29 protein-coding genes are annotated in these 24,633 nt (G+C 64.7%); 15 read left to right on the forward strand and 14 right to left on the reverse strand.

Features of this window, described 5'->3' with window-relative positions:
* The first annotated feature begins 8 nt into the window (after positions 1-8).
* Positions 9-536, forward strand: coding sequence for a DUF3833 domain-containing protein (locus GV818_RS24410; protein WP_161777761.1), 528 nt, complete (start codon positions 9-11; stop codon positions 534-536).
* An 18-nt stretch (positions 537-554) separates the two neighbouring features.
* On the opposite strand, the gene GV818_RS24415 is transcribed toward GV818_RS24410, so the two are convergent.
* Positions 555-1,016, reverse strand: a complete 462-nt coding sequence (locus GV818_RS24415; RefSeq protein WP_161777762.1) for a thiol-disulfide oxidoreductase DCC family protein — start codon at positions 1,014-1,016, stop codon at positions 555-557.
* Positions 1,017-1,173: 157 nt separating this feature from the next.
* Here GV818_RS24415 and GV818_RS24420 point away from each other — a divergent pair, with 157 nt between their 5' ends.
* Positions 1,174-2,493: an Nramp family divalent metal transporter gene (locus tag GV818_RS24420; RefSeq protein WP_161777763.1), complete on the forward strand. Its 1,320-nt coding sequence runs from the start codon at positions 1,174-1,176 to the stop codon at positions 2,491-2,493.
* 74 nt (positions 2,494-2,567) lie between these two features.
* Here the strand turns inward: GV818_RS24420 and GV818_RS24425 are convergent, their stop codons facing one another.
* On the reverse strand, positions 2,568-3,524 hold the full coding sequence (locus GV818_RS24425; protein WP_161777764.1) for a LysR family transcriptional regulator: 957 nt from the start codon (positions 3,522-3,524) through the stop codon (positions 2,568-2,570).
* A gap of 113 nt (positions 3,525-3,637) precedes the next feature.
* On the opposite strand from GV818_RS24425, the gene GV818_RS24430 reads away from it, so the two are divergent.
* Together GV818_RS24430 and GV818_RS24435 are read left to right on the forward strand one after the other, a co-directional pair.
* Positions 3,638-4,141 (forward strand): DMT family transporter, encoded by a 504-nt coding sequence (locus tag GV818_RS24430; RefSeq protein WP_161777765.1) that lies wholly within the window; start codon positions 3,638-3,640, stop codon positions 4,139-4,141.
* A gap of 2 nt (positions 4,142-4,143) precedes the next feature.
* Positions 4,144-4,596: a DMT family transporter gene (locus GV818_RS24435; RefSeq protein ID WP_161777766.1), complete on the forward strand. Its 453-nt coding sequence runs from the start codon at positions 4,144-4,146 to the stop codon at positions 4,594-4,596.
* A 7-nt stretch (positions 4,597-4,603) separates the two neighbouring features.
* Here the strand turns inward: GV818_RS24435 and GV818_RS24440 are convergent, their stop codons facing one another.
* Genes GV818_RS24440 through glcD form a run of 4 tightly spaced genes read right to left on the reverse strand, consistent with a single transcriptional unit; the run spans position 4,604 to position 8,817 of the window.
* Entirely contained in the window at positions 4,604-5,011 is a 408-nt protein-coding gene (locus GV818_RS24440) for a heme-binding protein (RefSeq protein WP_161777767.1), read from the reverse strand.
* Positions 5,012-5,033: 22 nt separating this feature from the next.
* Positions 5,034-6,251 carry a glycolate oxidase subunit GlcF gene (gene glcF / locus GV818_RS24445; RefSeq protein ID WP_161777768.1) on the reverse strand — a complete coding sequence of 406 codons (1,218 nt, stop codon included), beginning with the start codon at positions 6,249-6,251 and terminating at the stop codon, positions 5,034-5,036.
* A gap of 2 nt (positions 6,252-6,253) precedes the next feature.
* Positions 6,254-7,318 carry a glycolate oxidase subunit GlcE gene (gene glcE / locus GV818_RS24450; protein WP_161777769.1) on the reverse strand — a complete coding sequence of 355 codons (1,065 nt, stop codon included), beginning with the start codon at positions 7,316-7,318 and terminating at the stop codon, positions 6,254-6,256.
* Positions 7,318-8,817 (reverse strand): glycolate oxidase subunit GlcD, encoded by a 1,500-nt coding sequence (gene glcD, locus GV818_RS24455; RefSeq protein WP_161777770.1) that lies wholly within the window; start codon positions 8,815-8,817, stop codon positions 7,318-7,320. Before glcD ends, glcE begins: the two co-directional genes overlap by 1 nt.
* Positions 8,818-9,049: 232 nt before the next feature.
* On the opposite strand from glcD, the gene glcC reads away from it, so the two are divergent.
* Together glcC and GV818_RS24465 are read left to right on the forward strand one after the other, a co-directional pair.
* The gene (gene glcC, locus GV818_RS24460; protein WP_161777771.1) at positions 9,050-9,817 is read left to right on the forward strand and encodes a transcriptional regulator GlcC; all 768 of its coding nucleotides are present in this window, start codon (positions 9,050-9,052) and stop codon (positions 9,815-9,817) included.
* A 153-nt stretch (positions 9,818-9,970) separates the two neighbouring features.
* Positions 9,971-10,141, forward strand: coding sequence for a metallothionein (locus GV818_RS24465; RefSeq protein WP_161759682.1), 171 nt, complete (start codon positions 9,971-9,973; stop codon positions 10,139-10,141).
* Between the two features lie 96 nt (positions 10,142-10,237).
* Here the strand turns inward: GV818_RS24465 and GV818_RS24470 are convergent, their stop codons facing one another.
* Positions 10,238-10,465: a DUF6555 family protein gene (locus tag GV818_RS24470; protein WP_161759683.1), complete on the reverse strand. Its 228-nt coding sequence runs from the start codon at positions 10,463-10,465 to the stop codon at positions 10,238-10,240.
* Positions 10,466-10,698: 233 nt separating this feature from the next.
* Between GV818_RS24470 and GV818_RS24475 the strand changes: the two genes are divergently transcribed.
* From GV818_RS24475 to GV818_RS24485, 3 genes are all read left to right on the forward strand, one after another.
* Complete coding sequence (locus GV818_RS24475) at positions 10,699-11,478, forward strand: AraC family transcriptional regulator (protein WP_161759684.1); 780 nt, start codon at positions 10,699-10,701, stop codon at positions 11,476-11,478.
* 162 nt (positions 11,479-11,640) lie between these two features.
* Positions 11,641-11,814: a DUF1427 family protein gene (locus tag GV818_RS24480; protein ID WP_161759685.1), complete on the forward strand. Its 174-nt coding sequence runs from the start codon at positions 11,641-11,643 to the stop codon at positions 11,812-11,814.
* 29 nt (positions 11,815-11,843) lie between these two features.
* Entirely contained in the window at positions 11,844-12,800 is a 957-nt protein-coding gene (locus GV818_RS24485; RefSeq protein WP_161759686.1) for a quinone oxidoreductase family protein, read from the forward strand.
* 822 nt (positions 12,801-13,622) lie between these two features.
* On the opposite strand, the gene GV818_RS24490 is transcribed toward GV818_RS24485, so the two are convergent.
* Positions 13,623-14,657: a purine-nucleoside phosphorylase gene (locus GV818_RS24490; protein WP_161777772.1), complete on the reverse strand. Its 1,035-nt coding sequence runs from the start codon at positions 14,655-14,657 to the stop codon at positions 13,623-13,625.
* Positions 14,658-14,745: 88 nt separating this feature from the next.
* Complete coding sequence (locus tag GV818_RS24495) at positions 14,746-15,702, reverse strand: nucleoside-specific channel-forming protein Tsx (RefSeq protein WP_161777773.1); 957 nt, start codon at positions 15,700-15,702, stop codon at positions 14,746-14,748.
* A 253-nt stretch (positions 15,703-15,955) separates the two neighbouring features.
* Here GV818_RS24495 and GV818_RS24500 point away from each other — a divergent pair, with 253 nt between their 5' ends.
* Genes GV818_RS24500 through mnmH form a run of 3 tightly spaced genes read left to right on the forward strand, consistent with a single transcriptional unit; the run spans position 15,956 to position 18,499 of the window.
* Complete coding sequence (locus GV818_RS24500) at positions 15,956-16,321, forward strand: DUF4440 domain-containing protein (protein WP_161777774.1); 366 nt, start codon at positions 15,956-15,958, stop codon at positions 16,319-16,321.
* Between the two features lie 43 nt (positions 16,322-16,364).
* Positions 16,365-17,399, forward strand: a complete 1,035-nt coding sequence (selD, locus tag GV818_RS24505) for a selenide, water dikinase SelD (RefSeq protein ID WP_161777775.1) — start codon at positions 16,365-16,367, stop codon at positions 17,397-17,399.
* On the forward strand, positions 17,399-18,499 hold the full coding sequence (mnmH, locus tag GV818_RS24510; protein WP_161777776.1) for a tRNA 2-selenouridine(34) synthase MnmH: 1,101 nt from the start codon (positions 17,399-17,401) through the stop codon (positions 18,497-18,499). The genes selD and mnmH overlap by 1 nt, the downstream gene beginning before the upstream one ends.
* A gap of 52 nt (positions 18,500-18,551) precedes the next feature.
* Here the strand turns inward: mnmH and GV818_RS24515 are convergent, their stop codons facing one another.
* The 5 genes from GV818_RS24515 to GV818_RS24535 form a co-directional block, all read right to left on the reverse strand.
* Positions 18,552-18,893: a DUF3077 domain-containing protein gene (locus tag GV818_RS24515; protein WP_161777777.1), complete on the reverse strand. Its 342-nt coding sequence runs from the start codon at positions 18,891-18,893 to the stop codon at positions 18,552-18,554.
* 450 nt (positions 18,894-19,343) lie between these two features.
* Positions 19,344-19,685, reverse strand: a complete 342-nt coding sequence (locus tag GV818_RS24520; protein ID WP_072451388.1) for a type II toxin-antitoxin system HicB family antitoxin — start codon at positions 19,683-19,685, stop codon at positions 19,344-19,346.
* Positions 19,682-19,933, reverse strand: a complete 252-nt coding sequence (locus GV818_RS24525; protein ID WP_019094202.1) for a type II toxin-antitoxin system HicA family toxin — start codon at positions 19,931-19,933, stop codon at positions 19,682-19,684. The genes GV818_RS24520 and GV818_RS24525 overlap by 4 nt, the downstream gene beginning before the upstream one ends.
* 88 nt (positions 19,934-20,021) lie before the next feature.
* Entirely contained in the window at positions 20,022-21,077 is a 1,056-nt protein-coding gene (locus GV818_RS24530) for a permease (RefSeq protein WP_161777778.1), read from the reverse strand.
* A 122-nt stretch (positions 21,078-21,199) separates the two neighbouring features.
* Positions 21,200-21,862, reverse strand: coding sequence for a histidine phosphatase family protein (locus GV818_RS24535; RefSeq protein ID WP_161759694.1), 663 nt, complete (start codon positions 21,860-21,862; stop codon positions 21,200-21,202).
* Between the two features lie 221 nt (positions 21,863-22,083).
* Between GV818_RS24535 and GV818_RS24540 the strand changes: the two genes are divergently transcribed.
* From GV818_RS24540 to GV818_RS24550, 3 genes are all read left to right on the forward strand, one after another.
* On the forward strand, positions 22,084-22,788 hold the full coding sequence (locus GV818_RS24540; RefSeq protein ID WP_161777779.1) for a glutathione binding-like protein: 705 nt from the start codon (positions 22,084-22,086) through the stop codon (positions 22,786-22,788).
* A 130-nt stretch (positions 22,789-22,918) separates the two neighbouring features.
* Entirely contained in the window at positions 22,919-23,821 is a 903-nt protein-coding gene (locus GV818_RS24545) for a PhzF family phenazine biosynthesis protein (protein WP_161777780.1), read from the forward strand.
* Positions 23,818-24,498 (forward strand): hypothetical protein, encoded by a 681-nt coding sequence (locus GV818_RS24550; RefSeq protein ID WP_161777781.1) that lies wholly within the window; start codon positions 23,818-23,820, stop codon positions 24,496-24,498. The genes GV818_RS24545 and GV818_RS24550 overlap by 4 nt, the downstream gene beginning before the upstream one ends.
* Positions 24,499-24,633: the final 135 nt, after the last annotated feature.

Genomic DNA, 24,633 nt, shown 5'->3' on the forward strand with positions numbered 1-24,633 from the left:
GATCATCGATGCTCAAGAATGGCTTGCTGGTGTTGTGCCTGCTGCTGGCCGCGTGCAGCGGCCAGGACGTCAAGCAGTACCGCAACGAAAACCCGCAGCTCGAACTGCGCCAGTTCTTCAGTGGCCGGGTGCAAGCCTGGGGTTTGTTCCAGAAACGCTCCGGCGAGGTGCTGAAGCGCTTCCATGTGCAGATCGACAGCCGCAGCGAAGGTGAGGCATTCATCATGCACGAGGCCTTCACCTACAGCGACGGCAGCCGGCAAGTCCGGGTCTGGACCTTGCGCCCGGCGGGCCCGGGCCTGTGGCGTGGCACCGCCGACGATGTGGTCGGCGAAGCCCTGGGGGAAGTCTCCGGCAATACCCTGCACTGGCGTTACGTGCTCAACCTGCCGGTGGAAGGCAAGACCTACCAAGTGCACTTCGACGACTGGATGTACCTGCTGGATGAGAACACCCTGGCCAATCGTTCCTACATGACCAAGCTGGGTGTCGAGCTGGGGCAGGTGACCTTGTTCTTCCGCCGCCAGCCCGATTGATCCGGGCCCCCTCGGGTGTCAGGACGGGTCGTCGAGAAAGCGCCCGCGGTGATCGGGACTGGGCAGCAGGCACATGTCATAGCGGCCAAACAGTCGGTAGCGGTTGCGCGCGATGCGGTCGTAGCCCCAGTCCCGCAGCGGCCGCGGAATCCACTGCAACAGGCGCAACCAGCACCAGGGGGCGGGGAGCAGGGCCATCAGGCGGATAAACGCCGTGGAACGCTGGGACAGGTGCTGGCCTTCGATCAGCACCACGCTGTCGAACTGCTCGGTGGACAGGCCGAACCAGGCCAGCAGTGCCTGGCCTTGGGGCGATTGCACCGAGGCCAGCTTGATCCGTCGCTGGCGGTCGTGGCGGATGACAAAACGCACCGAGGCATTGCACAGCTTGCACACCCCGTCGAACAACAGCACCCGGTCACCGGGTTGCAGGAAAGGCGGCAGCGTATCGTCTGCCGGGGGCTTCGCAGTGCTGTTCACAGGGCAACCTTGGATAAGGAAACGATGCCTGGCAGCGCGTTGCTGCGGGCGTTGTAGTTGCGCAGCATACGCGCCCTGGCGGAAAAAATTCAGGCTTGGGTGCTTTCGCTGAAACCTTTAAGCTGGGCCCTTGCGCCCATTCGTCCTGGAAGCACGTGTGAAATTCAGCCTGCCGAAAATAGCCACCGCACCCTTCTGCCCGCCGGAAGTGGCGGGCTCCGTGTCCGTCGATCCCGGCGCCTCGCTGTTCAAGCGCCTGCTGCGTTTCGCTGGGCCCGGGCTGTTGATTTCCATCGGCTACATGGACCCCGGCAACTGGGCCACGGCGATCGAGGCCGGTTCACGCTACGGCTACAACCTGCTGTTTGTGGTGCTGCTGGCGAGCCTGGCCGGGATGGCCGTGCAATGCCTGTGTTCACGCCTGGGAATTGCCACCGGCCGCGACCTGGCCCAGCTCTGTCGCGAGCGCTACAGCACCCGTTCAGCGCGCACCCAGTGGCTGCTGGCGGAGGTCTCGATCATCGCCACTGACCTGGCGGAAGTGCTCGGTTGCGCCCTGGCCTTCCACCTGTTGCTGGGGGTGTCCCTGAGCACCGGGATCGTCATCACCGCCTTCGACACGCTGCTGGTGCTGGCCTTGCAGAACCGCGGTTTTCGCCGGCTGGAAGCGATCATGCTAGCGCTGGTGGCGACCATCGGCGTGTGCTTCTTCATCGAACTGTGGCTGATCAAACCCTACTGGCCGGACGTGGCCCGGGGCTTTACGCCGTCGCTCTCGGCCATCAGCGATGCTGCGCCACTCTACCTGGCGATCGGCATCCTTGGCGCCACGGTGATGCCGCATAACCTTTACCTGCACACCTCCATCGTGCAGACCCGCTTGGTCGGCCAGGACCTGGCCAGCCGCGCCGATGCGATCAAGCTGGCGCGGATCGACACCATCGGCTCGCTGTCCCTGGCGCTGCTGGTCAATGCGGCAATCCTGATCCTCGCCGCCGCGGCCTTCCACAACACCGGGCACAGCGACGTGGTGGAGATCCAGGATGCCTACCACCTGCTGGACCCGCTGGTGGGCGGCGCCCTGGCCAGCGTGCTGTTCGGCGTTGCCCTGCTGGCCTCGGGGCAGAGCTCGACCTTCACCGGCACCATTGCTGGCCAGGTGATCATGGAGGGTTACCTCGACCTGCGGATTCCCTGCTGGCAGCGGCGCCTGATCACCCGGGGCCTGGCGCTGATCCCGGCGTTCATCGGCGTCTGGCTGCTGGGCGATGGCGCCGTCGGCCAACTGCTGGTCCTGAGCCAGGTGGTACTCAGCCTGCAACTGCCGTTCGCTCTGTACCCGCTGATCCGCATGACCAACGACCCGCGCCTGATGGGCGAATTCGTCAACCGCTGGCCGACCCGGGTCCTGGCCTGGAGCCTGTTCGCCATCATCAGCGCGGCCAACGCCTGGCTGATCCTGCAACTGGCCCTGTAGGAGCCGGCTTGCCGGCGAAGGGGCCGCTGCGCCTTGTGCCAGTCTTGCTGGCGCCTACGCTGGCCAGCCGGCGCCTAGGGGGCGGGTGTGGGCGCGGGGCGGCGCTCCCAGTACGGCTCCGGGCCGAACTTCTCGACGAAGAAATCGATCACCGTGCGCACTTTCACCGAGAGTCGCCGGCTGCCGGGCCAGAGGGCGGCAATCTGTTGCGGTTCCAGGCTGGTGGCCACGTCGAAGTCTTCGAACAGCGCCACCAGCCGGCCCTGGTGCAGGGCTTCGCCAATCAGCCAGGAAGGGAACATCACCAGCCCCAGGCCCTGTTCGGCGGCCTGGGTCAGGGTGTCGGCGTGGTTGCTGGTCAGCGGGCCCTTGACGCTGTAGGGCGTCCAGTCTTCCCGGCCTTGGCGGAAGAACCAGCGCTGCTGGCCGGTCTCGCCCTTGTAGGCCAGGCATTGGTGCTGGTGCAGCTGCTCCGGGTGTTGCGGGGTGCCGTGCCGGGCCAGGTAGGCCGAGCTGGCCGCCACTCGGTAGCGCTGGGGAGCCAGCAGGCGCGCCTGCATCGAGGAGTCTTCCAGGGTGCCAATGCGAAACAGCAGGTCGGTGCCGTCCTGCAGGGGGTCGATGTAGCTGTCGGTCTGCTGGATATCCAGTTGCAGCTTCGGGTAGCGCCCGTGCAGTTCGCCGAGCCAGGGTGACAGGTGCAGTTGGCCAAAGACCACCGGGGCGTTGATCCGCACCAGCCCGGCCGGTTCGTCCTGCTGCTCTTGCAGCGCTTGCTCGGCTTCCTCCCACTGCGCCAGCACCCGCCGCGCATGGTGCCCCAGCAGGCGCCCGGCCTCGGTGGGGCTGACGGCGCGGGTATGGCGGTAGAGCAACTGCTGTCCCAGGGCTTGTTCCATCAGTTGGATCTGCCGTGAGATGGAGGAGGGCGCCAGCCCCTCGCGGCGCGCCACGGCGGAGAAGCTGCCCTGGTCGAGCACCGCGATAAACAGACGCAGGGCCTTGAAGCCGAGATCGTTGAAGCCGTGCATGGGGCGATCCTGCTGTGCGTTTTGCGCAAAAGTGTTGTCGGTATGCTCCCATTTATCGCAAAGCTCGTGCAATCGATAATGCCGGCCATTCCTTGATGTCGAGCAGGTGTTGCATGTCCTCTGAAGCTATAGAAGTAGCGCTGCCGAACCCGCCGGCGAGCGCTGTACCCGCTGCCGGCTGGCGGCGCCTGATGCTGTTGCCGCTGGTGATCCTGGCGGGCATGGGGCTGTCGGTGGAAGCCGGTTTGCTGGGCCCGTTGGGCACCCAGGTCGGGCATCTGTGGGCGACCCTGAGCATCTTCGGCGTGGGCACGGCGCTGCTGTTGCTGCTGCTGTTGTTCAGCGGCCCGCAGCCGGGCCCAGCCTTCAGCCAGTTGCCGCGCTGGCAGTTGCTGGGCGGGGTGCTGGGGCCGATCTACGTGGTGGTGCTGACCTTGGCCACGCCCTATATCGGCATTGCCATGACCATGATCGCGATCCTCTCCGGGCAGGTGGGCAAAAGCGTGCTGATCGACCATTTCGGCTGGTTCGGCAGCACCCGCAAACCGGTCAATGCCGAGCGCTGGCTGGCCCTGGCGCTGATTGTGCTGGCCCTGATCCTGATTGCCCGAGGTTGAAGATGAATCTGTTGCTATTGCTGGTTGTGGTGGTGGCCGCTGGTGCGGTGCTGAGTGTGCAGGCGGCGATCAATGGCCGCTTGGGGGAAAGCGTCGGTGTGTTGCGCAGCAGCCTGCTGACCTTTGCCGTGGGCGCCCTGATCACCGGGCTGCTGATCGTGTTTTTCCAGCCGCCCCAGGCCATGAGCCTGTTGCAAACGCCGAAATGGCAGCTGACTGGCGCGCTGTTCGGTGTGGTCTACATGCTGGTGATGGTGGGCGCGGTGCCCCGGGTCGGCACTGCAGTGGCCACGGTGGCGGTGATTCTCGGGCAGTTGGGCATGGGCATGCTGATCGACCACTTCGGCTGGTTCGGCAACCCGGCCATCGAGCTGTCCGGCAGCCGCCTGCTGGCGATGCTGTGCCTGGCGCTGGCGCTGCTGTTCATGTACCGCAGCAGCGTGCGCCGCGCCTGAACCCGCTTCAGTCGCCGTCCAGGCACGCGGCGGCGGCCAGCGCCACTTGCGCGTCTTCGCCGGACTTGACCCCGGAAACCCCCACCGCGCCGACCACCTGGCCGCCTACGCGGATCGGTACGCCACCTTCCAGGGAGGTCAGCAGCGGCGCCGAGAGAAAGGCACTGCGGCCGCCATTGACCATATCTTCATAAGCCTTGGATTCGCGCCGGCCCAGGGCCGCAGTGCGGGCTTTCTCGGTAGCGATGTAGGCGCTGATCGGTGCACAACCGTCGAGGCGCTCCAGGGCCAGGGGATGGCCGCCGTCGTCGACCACGGCAATGCTCACCGCCCACTGGTTGCGTTGGGCCTCGGCGCGGGCGGTGATGAGGATGCGCTGGACTTCGTGTTGACCCAGTACGGCTTTGTGCTGCATGGCATGCTCCAGGGATTGAGGATCAGGGCAGGGCGGCTTCCAGTACTTCGATCCAGTGGCGCACCGGGGTACGTCCAGCGCCGTCGAGGTGGGTCTGGCAACCGATGTTGGCGGTGGCAATCACGTCCGGCTGGCCACTCTCCAGGGCGCGCAGTTTGTCGTCGCGCAGTTGCCGGGCCAGGGTCGGTTGAGTCAGTGAGTAGGTGCCCGCCGAACCGCAGCACAGGTGGCTGTCGGGCACCGCGGTGAGATTGAAACCCAGGCGTTCCAGTAGCCTCTCAACCTCGCCGCCGAGCTTCTGCGCGTGCTGCAAGGTACAGGGGCAATGAAAGGCCAGGCGCTGTCCACTGCGGGCCTGCAGTTGCTCCACGGGTTCATCGCGCAGCACTTCCACCAAGTCCCGGGCCAGGGCGCTGACCTGCTGCGCCTTGGCCGCGTAAGCCGGGTCGTTGGCCAGCAGTTGCTGGTAATCCTTGATGAAGGCCCCGCAACCGCTGGCGGTCTGGACGATAGCCTCGCAGCCTTGCTGCAGTTGTGGCCACCAGGCGTCGATGTTGCGCCGGGCGCGCTGCAGGCCGGCGTGCTGGGCGTCGAGGTGATAGTCCACGGCGCCACAGCAACCGGCCTCGCTCACGGGCTGCACGCTGATGCCCAGGCGATCCAGGACCCGGGCTGTGGCAGCGTTGGTATTGGGCGACAGGCCCGGTTGCACGCAACCTTCGAGCAGCAGCACCCGGCGTGCATGCCGCGGCGCGGGGCGCGCCTTGGTCTGGGGTAACTGGCGCGGCAGCTTGTCCTGCACGGCGTGGGGCAGCAGCGGGCGCAGGCGGCTGCCGCTGTTGATCAGGGCCTTGAACAGCGACGGATTGGCCGTCAGCGAGCGCAGGGCCGTGCGCAGCAAGCGCTGGCCCAGGGGGCGTGGCAACGCCTGGTCGAGCACCGCGCGACCGATGTCCAGCAGGTTGTGGTAATCGACCCCGGACGGGCAGGTGGTCTCGCAGTTGCGGCACGACAGGCAGCGGTCCAGGTGCTGCTGGGTCTCGATCGTCGCTGGCGCGCCTTCGAGCACCTGCTTGATCTGGTAGATGCGGCCGCGCGGGCCGTCCAGTTCATCGCCCAGCAACTGGTAGGTGGGGCAGGTGGCGTTGCAGAAACCGCAGTGCACGCAGCTGCGCAGGATGCGCTCGGCTTCTGCGGCCCGGGGTAGTGCGCGCGCCTCTGGGCTGAGGGTGGTCTGCATGGTCAGAGCTCCGCGTAGAGTCGGCCAGGGTTGAAGATCCCTTGCGGGTCCAGCTGCGCCTTGAGGCGTTGGTGGTAGTGCAGCAAGGTCGGCGCCAGGGGCTGGAACGGGCTGTCCAGCAGGCCGTGGCTGTAGCAGCTGGCATGCCCGCCGACCGCGCTGGCGGCGCTGCGGATGTGCTCGGCGGGGGCATCGCAGCGAAGCCAGCGCTGGGCGCCGCCCCAGTCCAGCAGCTGTGTGCCGGGCAACCCCAGCAGCGCTGTGTTGTGGGGCAGCGACAGGCGCCAGAGCGGCAGGCCAGGATCGAAGAAGGCCAGCTGCTGTTCATTGAGCTGGCTCCAGTAACCTGAATCCAGGGGGTCGCCACCGAGCCGGTCATGGGCCGCGGCCACCGAGCCTTCACCGCCTTCCAGGCGCAGGTGCAGGCGCTCGCCGTCGTGGCAGGCGGCGCTGATCGGCAAGGGTTGCTGGCCCCACTCAGCGAGCTGCGTCAGGGCCTTCTGCCGGTCCATTTCCAGGCTCAGGCTCAGGCATTGCCGGGGTTTGGGCAGGACCTTCAGGGAAACTTCGGTGATCACTCCCAGGCAGCCGTAGCTGCCGGCCATCAGCCGCGACAGGTCGTAGCCGGCGACGTTTTTCATCACCTCGCCGCCGAAGCGCAGGAGCTGGCCGCTGCCGCTGATGAGCCGGGTGCCGAGCACATAGTCGCGTACCGCGCCGGCCCAGGGCCGACGGGGGCCGGACAGGCCACTGGCGAGCATGCCACCCAGGGTCGCGCCATCGCCAAAAGACGGCGGCTCGCAGGGCAGCATCTGCCCGGCGGCGTCCAGGGTGGCGTGTAATTCGCTCAGTGGCGTGCCGGCCCGGGCCGTGATCACTAGCTCCGTGGGGTCGTAACTGACGATCCCACGATGGCTGCGGGTATCGAGGATCTCCCCGGCGCTGTCGCGTCCCAGAAAGGCCTTGCTGTTGGAACCCTGGATGCGCAGCGGGGTGCCGTTTGCCAATGCCTGGCGAACCTGCTCCAGCAACGCCGCGCTGGCATCGAAATCCGTGGCCGCGCTCATCAGAATCGCTCCAGTTCGGGGAAGGGCAGTTGCCCGTGGTGGATGTGCATGGCGCCAAATTCGGCGCAGCGGTGCAGGGTCGGGATGTTCTTCCCGGGGTTGAGCAGGCCGCCGGGGTCGAAGGCCGCCTTGACCGCGTGAAACAGGGTCAGTTCGTGGCGGTTGAACTGGGCGCACATCTGGTTGATCTTTTCCCGGCCCACGCCGTGCTCGCCGGTGATGCTGCCGCCCACTGCCACGCACAGTTCGAGGATCTTGCCGCCCAGGGCCTCGGCCCGTTGCAGCTCGCCGGGCTGGTTGGCATCGAACAGGATCAGCGGGTGCATGTTGCCGTCGCCGGCATGGAACACGTTGGCCACCCGCAGTTGGTACTCGGCGGCGAGGCTGGCGATGCCGCGCAATACGCCTGGCAACTGGCGCCGGGGAATGGTGCCGTCCATGCAGTAATAGTCCGGTGACAGCCGGCCCACCGCCGGAAAGGCGTTCTTGCGCCCGGCCCAGAAACGCACCCGCTCGGCTTCGTCCCTGGCCTGGCGGACCTCTGTGGCACCGGCCTGTTCCAGCACCTGGCGGACCCGCTCGCAGTCGTCGTGAACGTCGGCTTCGACACCATCGAGTTCGCACAGCAGGATGGCCTCGGCGTCCACCGGGTAACCGGCGTGGATGAAGTCCTCGGCGGCGCGGATCGCCAGGTTGTCCATCATCTCCAGGCCACCGGGAATGATCCCCGCGGCGATGATCGCGGCCACCGCGCGGCCGGCGGCTTCCACCGAGTCGAAGGCCGCCAGCAGCACCTTGGCCACCTGCGGCTTGGGCAGCAGCTTGACCGTGACCTCGGTGATCACCCCCAGCAAGCCCTCGGAACCGGTGAACAGCGCCAGCAGGTCGAACCCTGGCGAGTCCAGGGCCTCGCTGCCCAGGGTCATGGCTTCGCCCTCGACCGTGAGCATTTCGACCTTGAGCAGGTTGTGCACGGTCAGGCCGTATTTCAGGCAGTGCACGCCGCCGGCGTTTTCCGCGACATTGCCGCCGATGGAGCAGGCGATCTGTGACGATGGGTCGGGGGCGTAGTACAGGCCCAAAGGCGCCACCGCCTGGGAGATCGCCAGGTTGCGCACCCCCGGCTGGACCCGGGCGCAGCGCGCGGCGGGATCGATATGGAGGATCTCCTTGAAGCGCGCCATCACCAGCAGCAAGCCTTTCTCCAGTGGCAGGGCGCCGCCGGACAAACCCGTGCCAGCGCCTCGGGCCACCACCGGCACCCGGTGTTCATGGCAGATCTGCAGCAGGCGCCGGACCTGGTCCAGGCGGTGCGGCAAGGCCACCAGCATCGGGGTGGTGCGGTAGGCACTGAGGCCATCACATTCGTAAGGCTTGAGCTGTTGTTCCTGAGCCAGCAGCTCCAGGTCCGGCAGGTGCTGGCGCAGGGCGCGGATCAGGGCATGTTTGTCGACGTCGGGCAGGGCGCCGTCGAGTGCTTCGTCATAGAGAATGGTCATGGCTGGCTAAGGACCTTGGGTTGTTTTTATCAGGTCGCGAGAGCATTACGGCTGCCTTGCATCATTGGCCCGTAGGGCTTTAGTGTCCACGGGTGTGTGCAGTGGTCGAACCACTTTGTTTTTTGACTGAGGCCAAGGTCTTTCGATAACTTGCGAATTTTCAGTATCTTGGCGGCCCGGTTGGATGGGGTTGGTCATCAGGACATGACTGGTCATACCAGTGGGAGGCGCCATGCAGGACCCACAATCGACTCGCCGGCCCCAGGTAGCGGACGTGGTTTGCGCACGGATCGAGCGGCTGATCGTCGACGGGGTGTTCAAGACCGGCCAGTTGCTGCCCTCCGAGCGGCGCTTGACCGCCAAGCTCGGGGTGTCGCGCACAGCACTGCGCGAAGGCCTGAAACTGTTACGGGCCCGGGGCATTATCGACACCGTGCACGGTCGCGGCTCCCAGGTGGCGCAGTTGTCGGCGCCGGCCGCGGACTCACCGCTGCTGCACCTGTTCAGCTCCCAGCCGCGCACCCTCTACGACTTGCTGGAGGTGCGCAGCCTGCTGGAAGGCGAGTCGGCGCGGTTGGCGGCGCTGCGCGGCACCGACGCGGATTTCGTGCTGATCGGCCGCAGCTACCAGGCGCTGCTGGATGCCCACGAGCAGGCCCTGGAACCCGCCGCCCTGGCGCGGCTGGACCATGCCTTCCACCTGGCCATCTGTGAGGCTTCGCACAATCCGGTGCTGGTGCAGACTTTGGGCTCGCTCACCGACCTGCTGCTCAATTCGGTGTTCGCCTCGGTCAACAACCTCTATCACCGCCCGGCGCCGAAGCGCCAGATCGACCGCCAGCACGCACGGCTGTACAACGCCGTCACCGGGCGCCTGCCGGAACAGGCGCGCAAGGCGGCAGTGGCGCATATCCAGGGTATCGCGCAGAACCTCAAGGACATCGAAGACGAAGAGCAGCGCCTGGTGCGGGCGACCCTGCGCCTGCACGGCTGGGAGTGAGGGGCTGGCGCCGATGAGGTGCGCGCGACCATCAGTCGCCTGTGCCGGGGCCGGGGGAAGGGCTGGCCTAACCTGTGAGGACTCGAGCCGAGTGACGGCCTGCAGTGTCGGCAGGGTTCGCGGCCTCGAGCCTCATGAATAAGGAGTCATGCCATGTCCAATGAAACCTGTGCCTGCCCGGCCTGCACCTGCAAGCTGGGGCCTCATGCGGTTGTCCGTCACGGCAAGCACTACTGCTGTCAGGGGTGTGCCGATCATCACGCCCATGGCGAGCCGTGCGCTTCCACCCAAGGCTGCAAGTGCGCCAAGGGTGCCCACGGCTGAGCACCCAAGGCGGGTGGGGCCAGCCGGCTTCACCCGCATCCGGGTCACCGAAGGTGGTACGTGCCTCCCCAGCCGCCACAGGGTTTCACCCGGCGCCTAGGCCGAAGGTCGCCAGGTGACATTTTCGATACCCAAGTTCTCTGCCGCAGGCTTGCTGGTCTTCTTCACCCGTTCCCGGCCGAAGCGTGCGATGCGACCGACCCCGGCGTCGCAACTGGCCCAGTGCCAAGCTTCGGCGTTGTCCATTTTTTCCTGGCGGATGATGAAGGACTTGGGCACGCCGTGCAGGGTGTACTCGATGACGAAGAGTTTTGCATTGTTCATAAAGCCGTTATTCCTCCCTGTGATCCTTGAATGATCCTTGGCGCGCGGAAAAATTCACTCGGATTATCCGACCAGGCTACAGGCGGTCATGACGCCCCGGGCATGTTTGCCAAACGGGTTTGCCGGCTGGGTGCAGCACTTCATGTGGATGTGCCGCCGCCCTCGCCGCGCTGCTGGCGACCCTCGCGATGGCTGGTTACCATAAGTGCCCGCCGACCTGCCGCGACCTTGCCATGGCCCTAGCTGCCCCTCCCGACCTCAGTGACACCGCGATCCCGGTGCAGCCCCTGGCGCGCACTTATCCGCGGGGGCTGTTCATCGAGCCCCACGAGCACGCCTGGGGCCAGTTGCTGTATGCCATGAGCGGGGTGATGTGGGTCGAGACGCCCCATGAAGCCCTGGTGGTGCCACCGCAGCGCGCGGTGTGGCTGCCACCGGGAGTGGTCCACGGGATTCGCGTGGTCAGCGACCTGCAGATGCGCAACATCTACCTGCGCCCGTCCCTGGCGGCGACCCTGGACGCCAGTGTCCAGGTGCTGCAGGTGGACAGCCTGCTGCGGGAGCTGATCGTGCGCCTGGTGGATGCTCCCGATGCCCAGCAGCCGGACTACTATGAGGCCTTGGTGGGCCTGGCCCTGCTGGAGCTGCGCCGGGCTCGGCGCTCACAGCTGAAGATCGCCTTGCCGGACGCTTCCGACCGGCGCCTGGTCAACCTGTGCCAGGCGGTGATGGCTGCGCCCTCGGTGGAGATCACCTTCGAACAGCATGCCGATGCGGCGGGAGCCAGCGTGCGCACCCTGGCGCGGCTGTTCAAGGAACAACTGGGCCTGGGCTTTGCCGATTGGCGGCGCCAGGTGCAATTGGCGACGGCGGCCGCGGAACTGATCCAGGGCGTGCCGGTAAGCCGCATTGCTCGTGAGCTGGGGTATTCCCCCAGCAGCTTCAGCGACATGTTCCGTCGCGAGCTGGGCATCGCGCCTTCTCACTACGCTGGCGCTGAACTTCACGCCTGAGCGCCTTGCGCCGCGGTTTTGGCCGAAATCCTGAAGCACTTGGCCGATGCCGGCGACGGCTGCTGCCTAGACTTTGCTCCAGATACCACAACACCGCAGCGGCTGCCGGTCGCGGTGTCGAGGCGACGCATCAGCCTGACCCCCCGCGTTCTGGAGTGCAGCATGAACTACCTGATTTCCCTGGCGGCCGGCCTGCTGGTCGGGCTGCTTTACGGTGCCTTGCAAGTGCGTTCGCCAGCACCACCGGCGATTGCCCTGGTGGGCCTGCTGGGCATGCTCGGCGGTGAACAACTGTGGCCCTTGGGGCGGCACCTGCTGGCCCATTGGCTGTCTTGAATCCTGACTTCTATCCGATGGAGACGACGATGAACGCATTGCAATTTTCCGCCACTGGCGACCTTGCTTCCTTGCAATGGGTGGAGGTCCCGACCCCGGTGCCGGGTGCCGATCAGGTACTGGTACGGATCAAGGCTGCGGGTCTCAATCCCAGCGACGTGAAGAATGTCCTTGGACGTTTTCCCTACACCACGCTGCCACGGATTCCCGGCCGGGACTTCGCCGGAGTGGTGGAGCAGGGGCCGGCCGAGCTGCTTGGCCAGGAAGTCTGGGGCACCGGCAAGGAGCTGGGTTTTTTCGCCGACGGCAGCCATGCCCAATACGTAGTCCTGTCGGCCAAGGGCGTGGCCCATAAACCCAGGCACCTGAGCTTTGCCCAGGCCGCCAGCCTCGGCGTGCCCTACACCACTGCCTGGGATGCCCTGGAGCGCAGCGGCGTGGTGGCGGGGACGCGCTTGCTGGTGATTGGCGGCGGCGCAGTGGCCAGCGCGGCGCTGGCCCTGGCCAAGGTGCGTGGCGCCCGGGTGCTGGCGGCGGCACGGCGTCCGCAGCAGGTCCAGACGCTGCAGGTCCAGGGTTATCCGAGCCTGCAACTGGCCCAGCCCGAGGCCTTGGCGGCCCAGGTTGCGGAACATTACGTCGACGGCGCTGAAGTGATCTTCGACACCACCGGCTTCTGGCTGCCGGCAGCGGTGCCGGCCTTGGCCACCTTCGGTCGCATCGCCATCATTGCCGCGCCGGTGGACGGGCATGTGCAACTGCCGGCCCTGGCCCTGTATCGCAAGGGGGGCTCGGTGGTGGGGATCAATTCGCTGCTGTACGGCGTCGAGGCGTGCGCGGCAATGCTGGAGCAGTTCGGCCGCTATTTCGACGAGGGCTTGCTGCCGTTGCCGGAAGGCTTGTACGAGTCGCCGCTGGAGCAAGGGTTGGAGCGCTATGCCGAAGTGAACCAGGGGCGCGGCGAGAAAGTCATCCTCATCCCCTGAGCCCGCGCTCTGTGGTTATCGAATGGGCCGGCCTTGAGACCGCCTTCGCCGGCAAGCCGGCTCCTACGGGGAATACGCCGCGTTTTATGCCTTTGGTTGGGGATCAGCTTGCTGGCGAAGAGGGCCTTGAGACCGCCTTCGCCGGCAAGCCGGCTCCTACGGGGAGGTGCGCCGCGCTTTATGCCTTTGGTTGGGGATTAGCTTGCTGGCGAAGGGGCCCTTGAGATCGCCTTCGCCGGCAAGCCGGCTCCTACGGGGAATACGCCGCGTTTTATGCCTTTGGTTGGGGATCAGCTTGCTGGCGAAGGGGCCCTTGAGATCGCCTTCGCCGGCAAGCCGGCTCCTACGGGGAATACGCCGCGTTTTATGCCTTTGGTAGGAGCCAGCTTGCTGGCGAAGGGGCCCTTGAGACCGCTTTCGCCGGCAAGCCGGCTCCTACGGGGAGGTGCGCCGCGCTTTATGCCTTTGGTTGGGGATCAGCTTGCTGGCGAAGGGGCCCTTGAGATCGCCTTCGCCGGCAAGCCGGCTCCTACGGGGAGATGCGCCGCGCTTTATGCCTTTGGTTGGGGATCAGCTTGCTGGCGAAGGGGGCCTTGAGATCGCCTTCGCCGGCAAGCCGTCTCCTACGGGGAGGTGCGCCGCGCTTTATGCCTTTGGTTGGGGATCAGCTTGCTGGCGAAGGGGCCCTTGAGATCGCCTTCGCCGGCAAGCCGGCTCCTACGGGGAATGCGCCGCGCTTTATGCCTTTGGTAGGAGCCAGCTTGCTGGCGAAGAGGGCCTTGAGATCGCCTTCGCCGGCAAGCCGGCTCATACGGGAGGAGGTCAGGCGTCGGGCACACCCTGTTCCCAGGTCGACCAGTTGTTGAGGATGTCCTGCACCAGCGGATTGCCCGCCCGGTACAGGTTCTCCAAGGCCGGGACAAAGCCGCCCTGGTCGGCGTACTTGAGCAGGTTGTCCACTTCACTGGCCCCCGGTGCCGGACGGTCGAAGTCGGAACCGGCGCGCAGCACCGCCAGGCGCTGGATGTCCACCAGGCCTTCGCGGCTGGCCCGCAGCAAGGCTTCGTAGGTGGAGTTGTCTTCCTGCTGAGTGGTGCAGTACACGCCCTTGTCGTCCGTCAGCAGGCGGGTCCAGACCTCGGCCCGTTCGCTCAGGCGCGTGCCGGAGAACCAGGTGTTGCCGGCCAGGGTGTCGCAGCGGGTCACCACCGGCGGCTGGTTGGCCGGGGCCTGGGGATACTTCAAGCGCCAGGCCGCCGATTCCTTGCTCTCGCTCAAGGTCACCTGATGGCTCAGGGCGAAGGCCTTGGCCTGGAGCTTGGGGTTCAGCTCGAAGACTTCGGTCTTGTAATCCAGGGGCGGCTTTTCATTCGGGCCCTTGGTGTTGATCCCCAGGTAACCGGTGGGCCAGGCCTTGGGCGCGTCCCGGGAGTCGATTTCCCACTGGGTGCCGAACTCCACCAGGTAATGGGCCCAGGCCGCAGTGCCAATGGTGCCCTGGTGCGGGCTGATGCCAGCGATCCCGGCAATCAGGAAATAGCTCTGGCGCAGGTCGAACTTCGGCGACAGTGCCAGTGCCAGGGTCGATGCCGCGGCGTTGGTCTGGCCCATGCCGGTGGTCAACAGACAGACATCCTGGTCATTGCAGCGAATGTTCGGATATTCCGCCGCCAGCCCCGGCACGCGGATTTCGCGCTTCAGGTGCAGCCGCTCGATCCAGTGCTGCGCCTCTGGCGCAAACATGCTGATCAGCACCACCTTGGGCTTGATCGGCGCCTCTGTGGCCCCGGCCGTGCTGGCCAATCCCCCCGCGAGCACCAGCCCGATGGCCCATGAACAATCTTGAATCAAACGCATAAAACCTCCATGACTGCCGATATTCGGCGCTTATCCTGCCTGATCAATCTTGCAACTCGTCGCGAACGGCCTGTGGTTGATGCCGGCGTCAAAACTGATACCCGACCCCCGCGTAATAGCCCCAGCCATTGGAACGGGCACGGAACTCGCCGTCGCCGAAATTCAGCACGCTACCGTCTTCCCAGTTGCCGCCGTTGTGGAAGTAGCGGCCCACCAGGGTGAAGCGCAGGTGGGTGAAGGAATACAGCAGCACGTTGGTGGCCACCGTGGCATTGGCGGTACGCGCCGGGTTGTCCTTGTGCAGGTCGGAACCGAAATCGAAGTTGGTGAAGCCGATGTAGGTCAGCGATGCACCATTGCTGAAGCGGTCGATGGGCACGATGTACTTCAACTGGGCGCGGTAGCCGTCCCAGGAATACTCGTTGCTGGCGCCATAGTTCTCCCACTGGTAGCGGCCGTAGAAGTTGGCCGACAGGTTGACCCGCGAATGGGTGTCGATGTCGGTACCGAGGCCGCTGTACAGGGTGTTGGCACGGTTGGCGGTGCGACTGCCGTGGTCGTAGATCCAGTCGAAGGCCACATACCATTCCTTGATCGGGCCGATGGCCAGGCTGCGGCCGGCCAGGTAGTCGATGGAGATCCGCGGTTCGTGCTCCATGAACAGCGGCGAGCCGTGGTCCCAGATGCCCTTGTCGTGGCTGTTGCCGATGTCGAGGATCTTCGGCAGGTCGATGTAGCCGTACAGCTCGAAGGGGCCCTTGCGCCCGAAGTATTCGTACTCCAGGTAGATGTCGTCGGCCGGGCGCGGACCGAAGCTGATGTCCTTGCTGCCGATCAGCATCAAGTCCTGGTTGTACCAGTCGGAGAGGTAGGCACCGGGCTTGGCCGGTTGCACGTCGCTGCTCAGGCTTTCGCCCTGGGCCGAGTCGTCTGCCGCGGCGGCGGAGGGCTGGGCGAAGGCGCTGGGTAGTCCCGTAACGCCGGCCAGCAACATCGAAACGGCCAAGGCGCGGCAGGACGCATGGCGTCGTAGAGGGTTGTGCATGGAAAGTCCCTGTTCTTGCAGTGTGAAGTCCCTGGTGTTCGATCCTTCGGCAGAAGGCGGCGAACACCCACAAAATTACAGCTCGCAAACGTTTGCACATGGCGTACCAAGTTGAAATGAAAAATTGAAAAAACCGCTGGAAACGGCCGGCAAGGTGCTTGGAGCATCTGCAAGCCTGCGTAATGACCGCAGGCTGCAGGCCAGTGGAGCACTGTTAGAGTGCACTGGCGGATTGATCCCTGGAGGAGCGTGCATGGTATGGCAGCAACTGCTGTTGGCGCTGGAAACCCGTTTGCAACAGGCCGAAGTCCGCGCCGATCGCCAGGCGCTGGATGCCTTGCTGGCTGATGACTTTCTCGAATTCGGCGTCAGTGGCGGGCGTTGGAACAAGGCTCAGGTACTGGACAGCCTGGTGCAGCAGGACTTCATCGAGCGCAGCATCAGCGAGTTCGAGGTGCAGCGCCTGGCGGCCGATCTGGCCCAGGTGATTTACCTGTGCCATAACGCCGCAGCTGGCGGGCGGGCGGCCAGCAGCGCCTGGCGCAGTTCGCTGTGGCGTCGGCATGACGGGCGCTGGCAAATGCTGTTCCATCAGGGCACGCTCCGGCCGGGTGCCTGAACGCTCTGCTAGAATCCCGATCCCAGACTTGACGAGGTGCCCCATGAGCGAGCCGATTCGCCTGACCCAGTACAGCCACGGAGCCGGCTGCGGCTGCAAGATTTCACCCCAGGTGCTGGAGGTGATCCTGGCCGGCAGCGGGGCACAGAACCTCGACCCCAAGCTCTGGGTTGGCAACGCTTCGCGTGATGATGCGGCGGTCTACGCCATCGACGAAGAGCGCGGCGTGGTCTCCACCACCGACTTCTTCATGCCCATCGTCGACGACCCCTTCGACTTCGGCCGGATCGCCGCCACCAACGCCATCAGCGACATCTACGCCATGGGCGGCGACCCGCTGATGGCCATCGCCATTCTCGGCTGGCCGGTGAATGTGCTGGCCCCGGAAATCGCCCGCGAAGTGATCCGTGGCGGGCGTGCGGTGTGTGACGAGGCGGGCATTCCCCTGGCCGGCGGTCACTCGATCGATGCGCCGGAGCCGATCTTCGGCCTGGCGGTGACCGGGCTGGTGGAAAAACGCTTCATGAAGCGCAACGACACCGCCACCGCCGGTTGCCTGCTGTACCTGACCAAGCCCCTGGGGATCGGCGTGCTCACCACCGCCGAGAAAAAGGGCAAGTTGCGCGACGCCGATATCGGCCTGGCCCGCGACTGGATGTGCACCCTGAACAAGCCCGGCAGCCGCTTCGGCAAGCTCGAAGGCGTGACCGCGATGACTGACGTCACCGGTTTCGGCCTGCTCGGGCACCTGGTGGAAATGGCCGATGGCAGTGGCCTCACCGCGCAGATCCACTATGACCGGGTGCCGCGCCTGCCGGGGGTCGAGTACTACCTGGAGCAGGGCTGCGTGCCCGGTGGCACCTTGCGCAACTACAGCAGCTATGCGGAGAAAATCGGCCGCTTGCAGGAGTTGCACAAGCGCGTGCTCTGCGACCCGCAAACCAGTGGCGGCCTGCTGGTGGCGGTCACCCCGGAAGGCAATGCCGAGTTCCTTGCCCTGGCGGCGGAACTGGGTCTTAGCCTGGCGCCTATCGGCGAGCTGGTAGAGCGACAGAGTTACGCGGTCGAGGTGTTCTGATGTCCCAGGACCACACCGATTACCGCGACATCTTCCTCAACGACCGGCCGATGATGGACACCCGCGCGCCGATCGAATTTGCCAAGGGCGCCTTTCCCGGGGTGCTCAACCTGCCGCTGATGACCGACCAGGAGCGCCAGCGGGTCGGCACCTGCTACAAGCAGCAGGGCCAGCAAGCGGCCATTGTTCTCGGCCACCAGTTGGTGTCCGGGGAGGTCAAGGCTCAGCGGGTACAGGCCTGGGCCGACTTTGCCAAGGCTCATCCCGACGGCTTGCTCTACTGCTTTCGCGGCGGCATGCGTTCGCAGATTGCCCAGCAGTGGCTCAAGGACGCGGGCATCGACTACCCGCGGGTCGGCGGTGGCTACAAGGCCATGCGCACCTTCCTGCTGGAGACCATCGAGCAGGCCTTGCAGCAGTGCGACTTCGTGCTGCTGGGGGGCATGACCGGCACCGGCAAGACCGAGGTGCTGGGGCAGCTGGAGCACGCCGTGGATCTGGAAGGCCACGCCAACCATCGCGGTTCCAGCTTTGGCCGTCGCGCTACCGGGCAGCCGAGCAATATCGATTTTGAAAACCGCCTGGCGGTGGACCTGCTGAAGAAGCGCGATCGCGGGCTGCAGAGCTTCGTCCTCGAAGACGAGAACCGCATGATCGGCAGCTGCGCCTTGCCGTTGTCGTTGTACCAGGGCATGCAGGGTTTCCCCATGGTCTGGCTGGAAGACAGCCTTGAGAGTCGGGTGCAGCGCATCCTCGACGACTACGTGGTCAACCTCAGCGCGGAATTTGTCGAACTGCACGGCGAGCAGGGTTTCGCCCAGTTCGCCGAGCGGTTGCTGGAGAGCCTCAACCGGATCCACAAGCGCTTGGGGGGCGAGCGGCATCAACGGCTGTTCCTGCTGATGGAAGCCGCCCTGGCCGAGCAGGCCCGCAGCGGCGATGTGGAACTGCATCGGGCCTGGATCGAAGGCTTGCTCGGTGAGTACTACGACCCGATGTATGCCTTCCAGCGCGAGAGCAAGGGCGCGCGGATCGAGTTCACCGGCGATCATGCCGCGGTGCTCGATTACCTGCGCAATCGCCCGCCGCAATCTCGGTAGTCATTAGTGAACCGCGCGCTCAGCGGACGTGAGCGTGCGGTTCCGGGTGCCGTCAGCGGGCCGGGTGTGGGCGGTCGAGCAGGGCTTCGACCACGGCCCGGGCCATTTCCACGGAATGCACCATCGACCAGATCAGGCCACGCTCGATGCCGCTGGCGCGTTCGGTGATTTCATCGGAGACCTCTTCGGCGCACTTGAGCAGCAAGGCCACGTGCCTCAAGGCGTCTTCGGCGTTGACCCCGGGTTGCACGGCGAACAGGGTATTGCCCTGGGCGTCGCGCAGGCCGAACGGGCGTGGCTGGGTAGGTTGCAGAGCGCTGAGCAGGCTGGCGTTGGCGCGATCCAGTTCGGGGTCGCGCAGCGGGCGGGGTGGATCGGGGACGAGCTTTTTCATGAGTTGGGTCCTCCAGTCGTTAAAGAACTGCCAGAACTCACTTCCACATTGAGAGGGTGGCAGCTGTACGTAGGTGTGGAAGACCGGGACTGAAGGATCCGGCGCACTCGAGAGTGCCCCACGTACAGCTGCCATAGAGCGAGGTCACCCGTATTGAGAAATACAGGTGTTCCTATGAGGCAAGTTGCACGTTCTTCATGTCCGGACTTCCACATCCGAGCCGCTGATGGTGCAGCGGCCCAGGGAGACTGCCTGACGAAAACCAAGGGCACAAGCCGCTCAAAGGCGTTGGCGATTCTCTCGGACAACCCTTACAAAACAAAGCGAAAACTCTGGTTTCGGGAATGGCATTCTCTGACCAATGTGTTTCAAGACGATGCGGCGGGGCGTGTGGAAATTTCCATTGGAGGCCAGCATTCAATGAGCGCCTTGGCCTCCATGAGACAACAATCAGCCGTGATGTTGCAGGTATTCGTTCAGGGCCTGACGGGTCAGATCGTTCAACGATACATTCTGCCGGGTGGCGGCCACTGCAGCCGCTAGATGAAGGTCGTGACCTACCCGAACGTTGAACGAGCCTTTGCAAGGGATTTCGGGTGCAGTACCCGATTGCTCACAGGTATCCAGATAGTCGTCTACTGCCTCTTTGAAGGCCGCTTCGAGTTCAGCCACGGTCTGCCCTTCATAGCTAACCAGGGCCCGTATGAACTGAAGTTTGCCAAAGAGGCAATTGTCCTCGGTACTGACTTCGATAGAGCCGTAATAGCCCTTGTGCTGCAGTAGGTTGTTCACGGTATGAGACCTCCCGATTTCAGTTGCTCGATCACTTGGCGGCGTATGTAGGCCTTCAGCTCATTACCGGGGTGCGGCTTGTGCAAGTTGATCATTGCGCCTGGATCGCCATTGTCGAATTTTACCCGGCTGCCCGAGCCCTCCAACGGCGTGTAGCCCAGGCGCTTTAGCAGAGTGACCAGTTCCTGCCAGGAAAAGGTTCCCCGGTCGTTGAGTAACTTGGCGAGAAGCTTATCGTTCTTGGACACGGCACCCTCTTTTTTTTGCGACTAAATGTAGTCGCATGCTTCAGGGGGTGTCAATGTGAGTCACTTACAAGCTTCGCCAACCAGGTTTCTACAGCAGCACCGCACCAATCAAGCCGCAGATGATCCCGACCAACATGGTCAGCACGGCGACGGTGATCAGCACTCGGGCGTTGAAGTCCTTACGCAGCATCAGCAGTGACGGCAGGCTGATGCTCGGCAGGGTCATCAGCAGCGCCACCGCCGGGCCGGTGCCCAGGCCGAGGGTCATCATGGTCTGGACGATGGGGATTTCGGCAGCGGTGGGGATCACGAACAGGGTCCCGGCAATCGCCAGGGGGACTAGCCACAGCAGGCTGTTGCCCATCGCGCCGTCGATGTGCGGGAACAGCCAGACCCGCGCCGCGCCGAGGATCAGTACGGCCACGATGTAGATCGGGATGGTGCTCCAGAACAGTTGCCACAGGGTCTTGCCCCAGCGGACCAGGAACGGCTGCTGGTCGACGTTGCTGGCTTCGACCACGGCGTCGACCGCGGCTTCCGGGAGTTTTTCCGGGCCGGCAATCCGCTGCGCGATCAGCGATACACCGAGCACCAGGACAATGCCCGCCACCAGGCGCAGGGCGGAAAAACCCCAGCCGAGGACAAAACCCATGAACACCAGGGTTGCGGGGTTGAGCACCGGGTTGGCGATCCAGAAGGCCAGGGCCGCGCCTACGGAAACATTCTGCCGGCGCAGGCCGGCGGCCACTGGCGCGGCGCAGCAGGAACACATCATGCCTGGCAGGGCGAACAGGCCGCCGCGCAGGGTCGAGCCGAAACCGGCGCGGCCGAACAGCCGCAGCAGCCAGTCGCGAGGGATCAGCACTTGCAGCAGGGAACCGAGGATCACCGCCAGCACCGCCGCTTTCCAGATCGCCAGGAAGTACACCTGGGAGTAGGCCAGGGCGGCGCTCCAGGGCGAGCTTTGCTGATCGTTGAGAATCGACGCACCGATGCTGTGGTTGTCCGCGGCGACAAAGGCCTTGAGGTAGTAGGGCGACCACTTCACGTAGTACAGGCCGATGCCGGCGATCAGCAGGAACAGCAGGGGTTTCCACCAGAGCGACCAGCCCTGGGCCGGGCGGGTGGAGGCGAGATTGGACATGAAGGGGATTCCGCGCAAAGACAATAAGCGCGGATTTTAGCGCAGCGACGCTTGACGCGCTGAACCGATAATCGTGGTCAGGCGCTTGGCTGAGGGCGAGCCAAGGTTTCGGGGGTGTTTGCTCAGCTCGGGCAGCTCTGCTCGCCGTTGTCCAGGCCCTGCTTGTAGCTCTGACTGTGCAGGCTGGCCTTGCCGTTGCGCCAGGTCAGGGTCAGCACAAACAGCGAGTCGTAGTCGTTGGACGCCCAGTCTTCGGTGATCGGGCGCGTCTCGCCGACGGCCTCTTCGGCGACCTTGTTGATCAACTCCGGCAGGTAGCCGTGGGACCAGGCGGTGTAGATGATCGAGTTGTGATAGCGGTCATGCAGCAGCTCGTCCGCCAGGTCGCTGGTGTCGTTGGCGGCGAAGTCGATATTCACCGGCAGGCCGAGCTTGATGGCGCTGGGGCTGATGGTCATCAGCGGGCGGATATAGCTGTAGGAATTGTCCAGCTCACCTTCCTCGACATTGCGCGTCGGGTCGGCGGCGAACACGTAGTGCGCCTTGCCGAATTTTTCCGGCAGCAGCGAAGCCAGGTCGATGGCCCGGTTCAGGCCCTGGCAGTTGAGCTGGCCCAGGCCGCCGGCAGGTTTTTCCGCGTGGCGCAGGAACACCAGGGTCTGGGTGCCGTCCGCCGGCTGCGCGCGGCTGACGCTGGATTCCAGGGACAGGCACAGCCCACTGCCCAGCAACAGGGCCGGGAGCAGCAGGTAGTTACGGTTCTTGAGGCGGCTGGACAGAGTCATGGCTGGGATTCTTCAGCGCAAGGGCGAGGGCTGACAAACCGTTATTTTCCCTGTCATCACCGCCTGCGAAGGCAGTGCCTCTGAGTCCCTGAACGGCGTTTGGTTCGATGCGTGCTCAGACTAACCGCTGCATGTTGCCGATTTAAGAAAGCCCGACGGATAATCCCCGACGCGTTGCTTGCGAGAAACGCAGCCCCTTTGACTGTCACTGGAAGCCTGTCATGACCGATCTTTCCGCCTTTGCCGTCACCCAGAAATGGCCTGCGCAGTTCCCTGATTGGATTCAGCTGTACTCGTTGCCGACCCCCAACGGGGTCAAGGTCTCGATCATGCTCGAAGAGATTGGCCTGCCTTATGAGGCGCATCGGGTGAGTTTCGAGACTCAGGATCAGATGACCCCGGCGTTTCTTTCGGTGAGCCCGAACAACAAGATCCCGGCGATTCTCGATCCCCATGGCCCGGGCGACCAACCGCTGGCGTTGTTCGAATCGGGGGCGATCCTGATCTACCTGGCGGACAAGAGCGGGCAACTGCTGGCCCAGGAATCGGCGGCCCGTTATGAAACCATTCAGTGGCTGATGTTCCAGATGGGCGGTATCGGGCCGATGTTCGGTCAGGTCGGGTTCTTCAATAAATTCGCAGGCAGGGAGTATGAAGACAAGCGGCCCCTGGAGCGCTATGTGAACGAAGCCAAGCGGCTGCTGGGGGTGCTGGACAAGCATCTGCAGGGGCGGGAATGGATCATGGGCGAGCGCTATACCATTGCCGATATTGCGACCTTTCCGTGGATTCGCAATTTGATCGGGTTTTATGAGGCAGGTGAGTTGGTGGGGATTGATAACTTCCCTGAGGTGCAGCGGGTATTGGCGAAGTTTGTAGCGCGGCCGGCGGTGATTCGTGGGTTGGAGATTCCCAAGGCTTCTTGAGCGATCGGGGGGGTACGCCCCCCCCAATGGCCACAACCTCATTCCCTCAGCTAGACCTGGACCTCAGGTTTTATGACCGCTACGCGCTGGTGCGCCAGCCCGCTCTATCCGCCCCCCGACAGGACAAACCATGAACTCCCTGGACTTCAAACAGGTCGACGTCTTCAGCGCCAAGCCTTTCAAGGGCAACCCCGTGGCCGTAGTGTTCGGCGCCGACGAACTTGCCGATGAACAGATGGCAACCTTCGCCAGCTGGACCAACCTCAGCGAGACCACCTTCCTCCTCAAACCCCAGGACCCCCGCGCCGACTACCGCCTACGGATCTTCACCACCACCCAGGAACTGCCCTTCGCCGGCCACCCGACCCTGGGCAGTTGCCATGCCTGGCTGGAATCCGGCGGCGTGCCCCGGGGCGATGAAATCATCCAGGAGTGCGAAGTGGGCCTGGTGCGCATTCGTCGCCAGGGCGATCAACTGGCCTTCCTGGCACCGCCTCTGCTGCGCGCTGGCCCGGTAGAGCCCGACCTGCTGGAACAAGTGCGCCTGGGGTTGCGCCTGGCCGCTGGCGACATAATCGCCGCCCAATGGGTCGACAACGGCGCCGGCTGGCTGGCGGTAATGCTCGCCGAACGCCGGCAGGTACTCGACCTGCAACCGGACTACCCGCAACTCACCGGTCTGGCGGTAGGGGTCATTGCCCCCTGCGATCCAGTGCGCGACGCCACCGACGCGCAGTTCGAAGTGCGGGCCTTTATCGCCGGCGACGGCATGCCCGAAGACCCCGCCACCGGCAGCCTGAATGCCGGCATCGCTCAATGGCTGCTGGGCGCCGGTCTGGCGCCGGCTCGCTACAGCGTCAGCCAGGGCCTGAGCATGGGCCGGGCAGGGCGGATAGAAGTGGAACAGGTCGGCGACGACGTCTGGATCGGCGGCTCGGCGCGAACCTGCATTGAGGGGCGTCTGAGGCATCTCCAAACCACTCATCAACCGCGCGGGGATACACCCTCGTCCACTGATCCGAGACAGCCATGATCCCGCTGAACCCTGGCGATTTTGCAGGCACAGGCAAGCACAAGCACGCACCGCTACTGGTCGGCAGGGTTCAGGGCGGGTCCTGGAAGGGCTTGATCGCCTTGGCCCAGTCGCACTGGCCAGCAAACCATCAGCCGCCAGAAGCACTGTCGCCTGTGCGGGGAAAGTGGAAGGGCTTCATGTTGCGGGCGGGCCTGGTTGGCTTGCTGGCTTTCGATCCACTGCTTTGCATCGCACAAACCGCGCCTGTCAAACAGCAACCCAGCCCCGCGACCTTGCCTGGAAAGACGCCGGACCGCGAATCCGCAGCATCTGCGAGCGTAGCGGCCACGCCAGGCGATCAGGCAGTAGCCGTGGATGCCACGTGCAACCTGCCGGTCAAGCCGTCACCCGGCAAAGTGGTTGAAATATATTGGACCCAGGGCCTGGAGAATCGTCGCGTTGTGGGGGGCGAGGCTGACCATTATGTCGACCTCAATCTGATTGTTCGAACGGTGGGCTTCCGGCCTGGCGAATGCATCGAAGCGACTATCCGTGGCGAAAATGACGCTGATGAAATTGCCGACACGATTAAGAAAATAGTGCTCAGGGGCAAGGTCAACGACAAAGGCATTGCCTACTTCAAGACGCCTCTCAAGGACTACACCCTCAATCTGCAGGGCAATGAACCGGAGTAGTGCGCCGAGCCGGCCCAGCGCCGAGCCCTTGCGCAGAGCGGCTGCAAGATTATCAGCCGCAGGGCTTTGACTTGCCGCTTGCCGCTCAACACGTGCCGCTGCTCCTCTTGCGTCAGATGGTCGCAGGCCCGCCCG

It is taken from the genome of Pseudomonas sp. Fl4BN1, assembly GCF_009908285.1.
In the GTDB taxonomy this organism is placed as follows: domain Bacteria; phylum Pseudomonadota; class Gammaproteobacteria; order Pseudomonadales; family Pseudomonadaceae; genus Aquipseudomonas.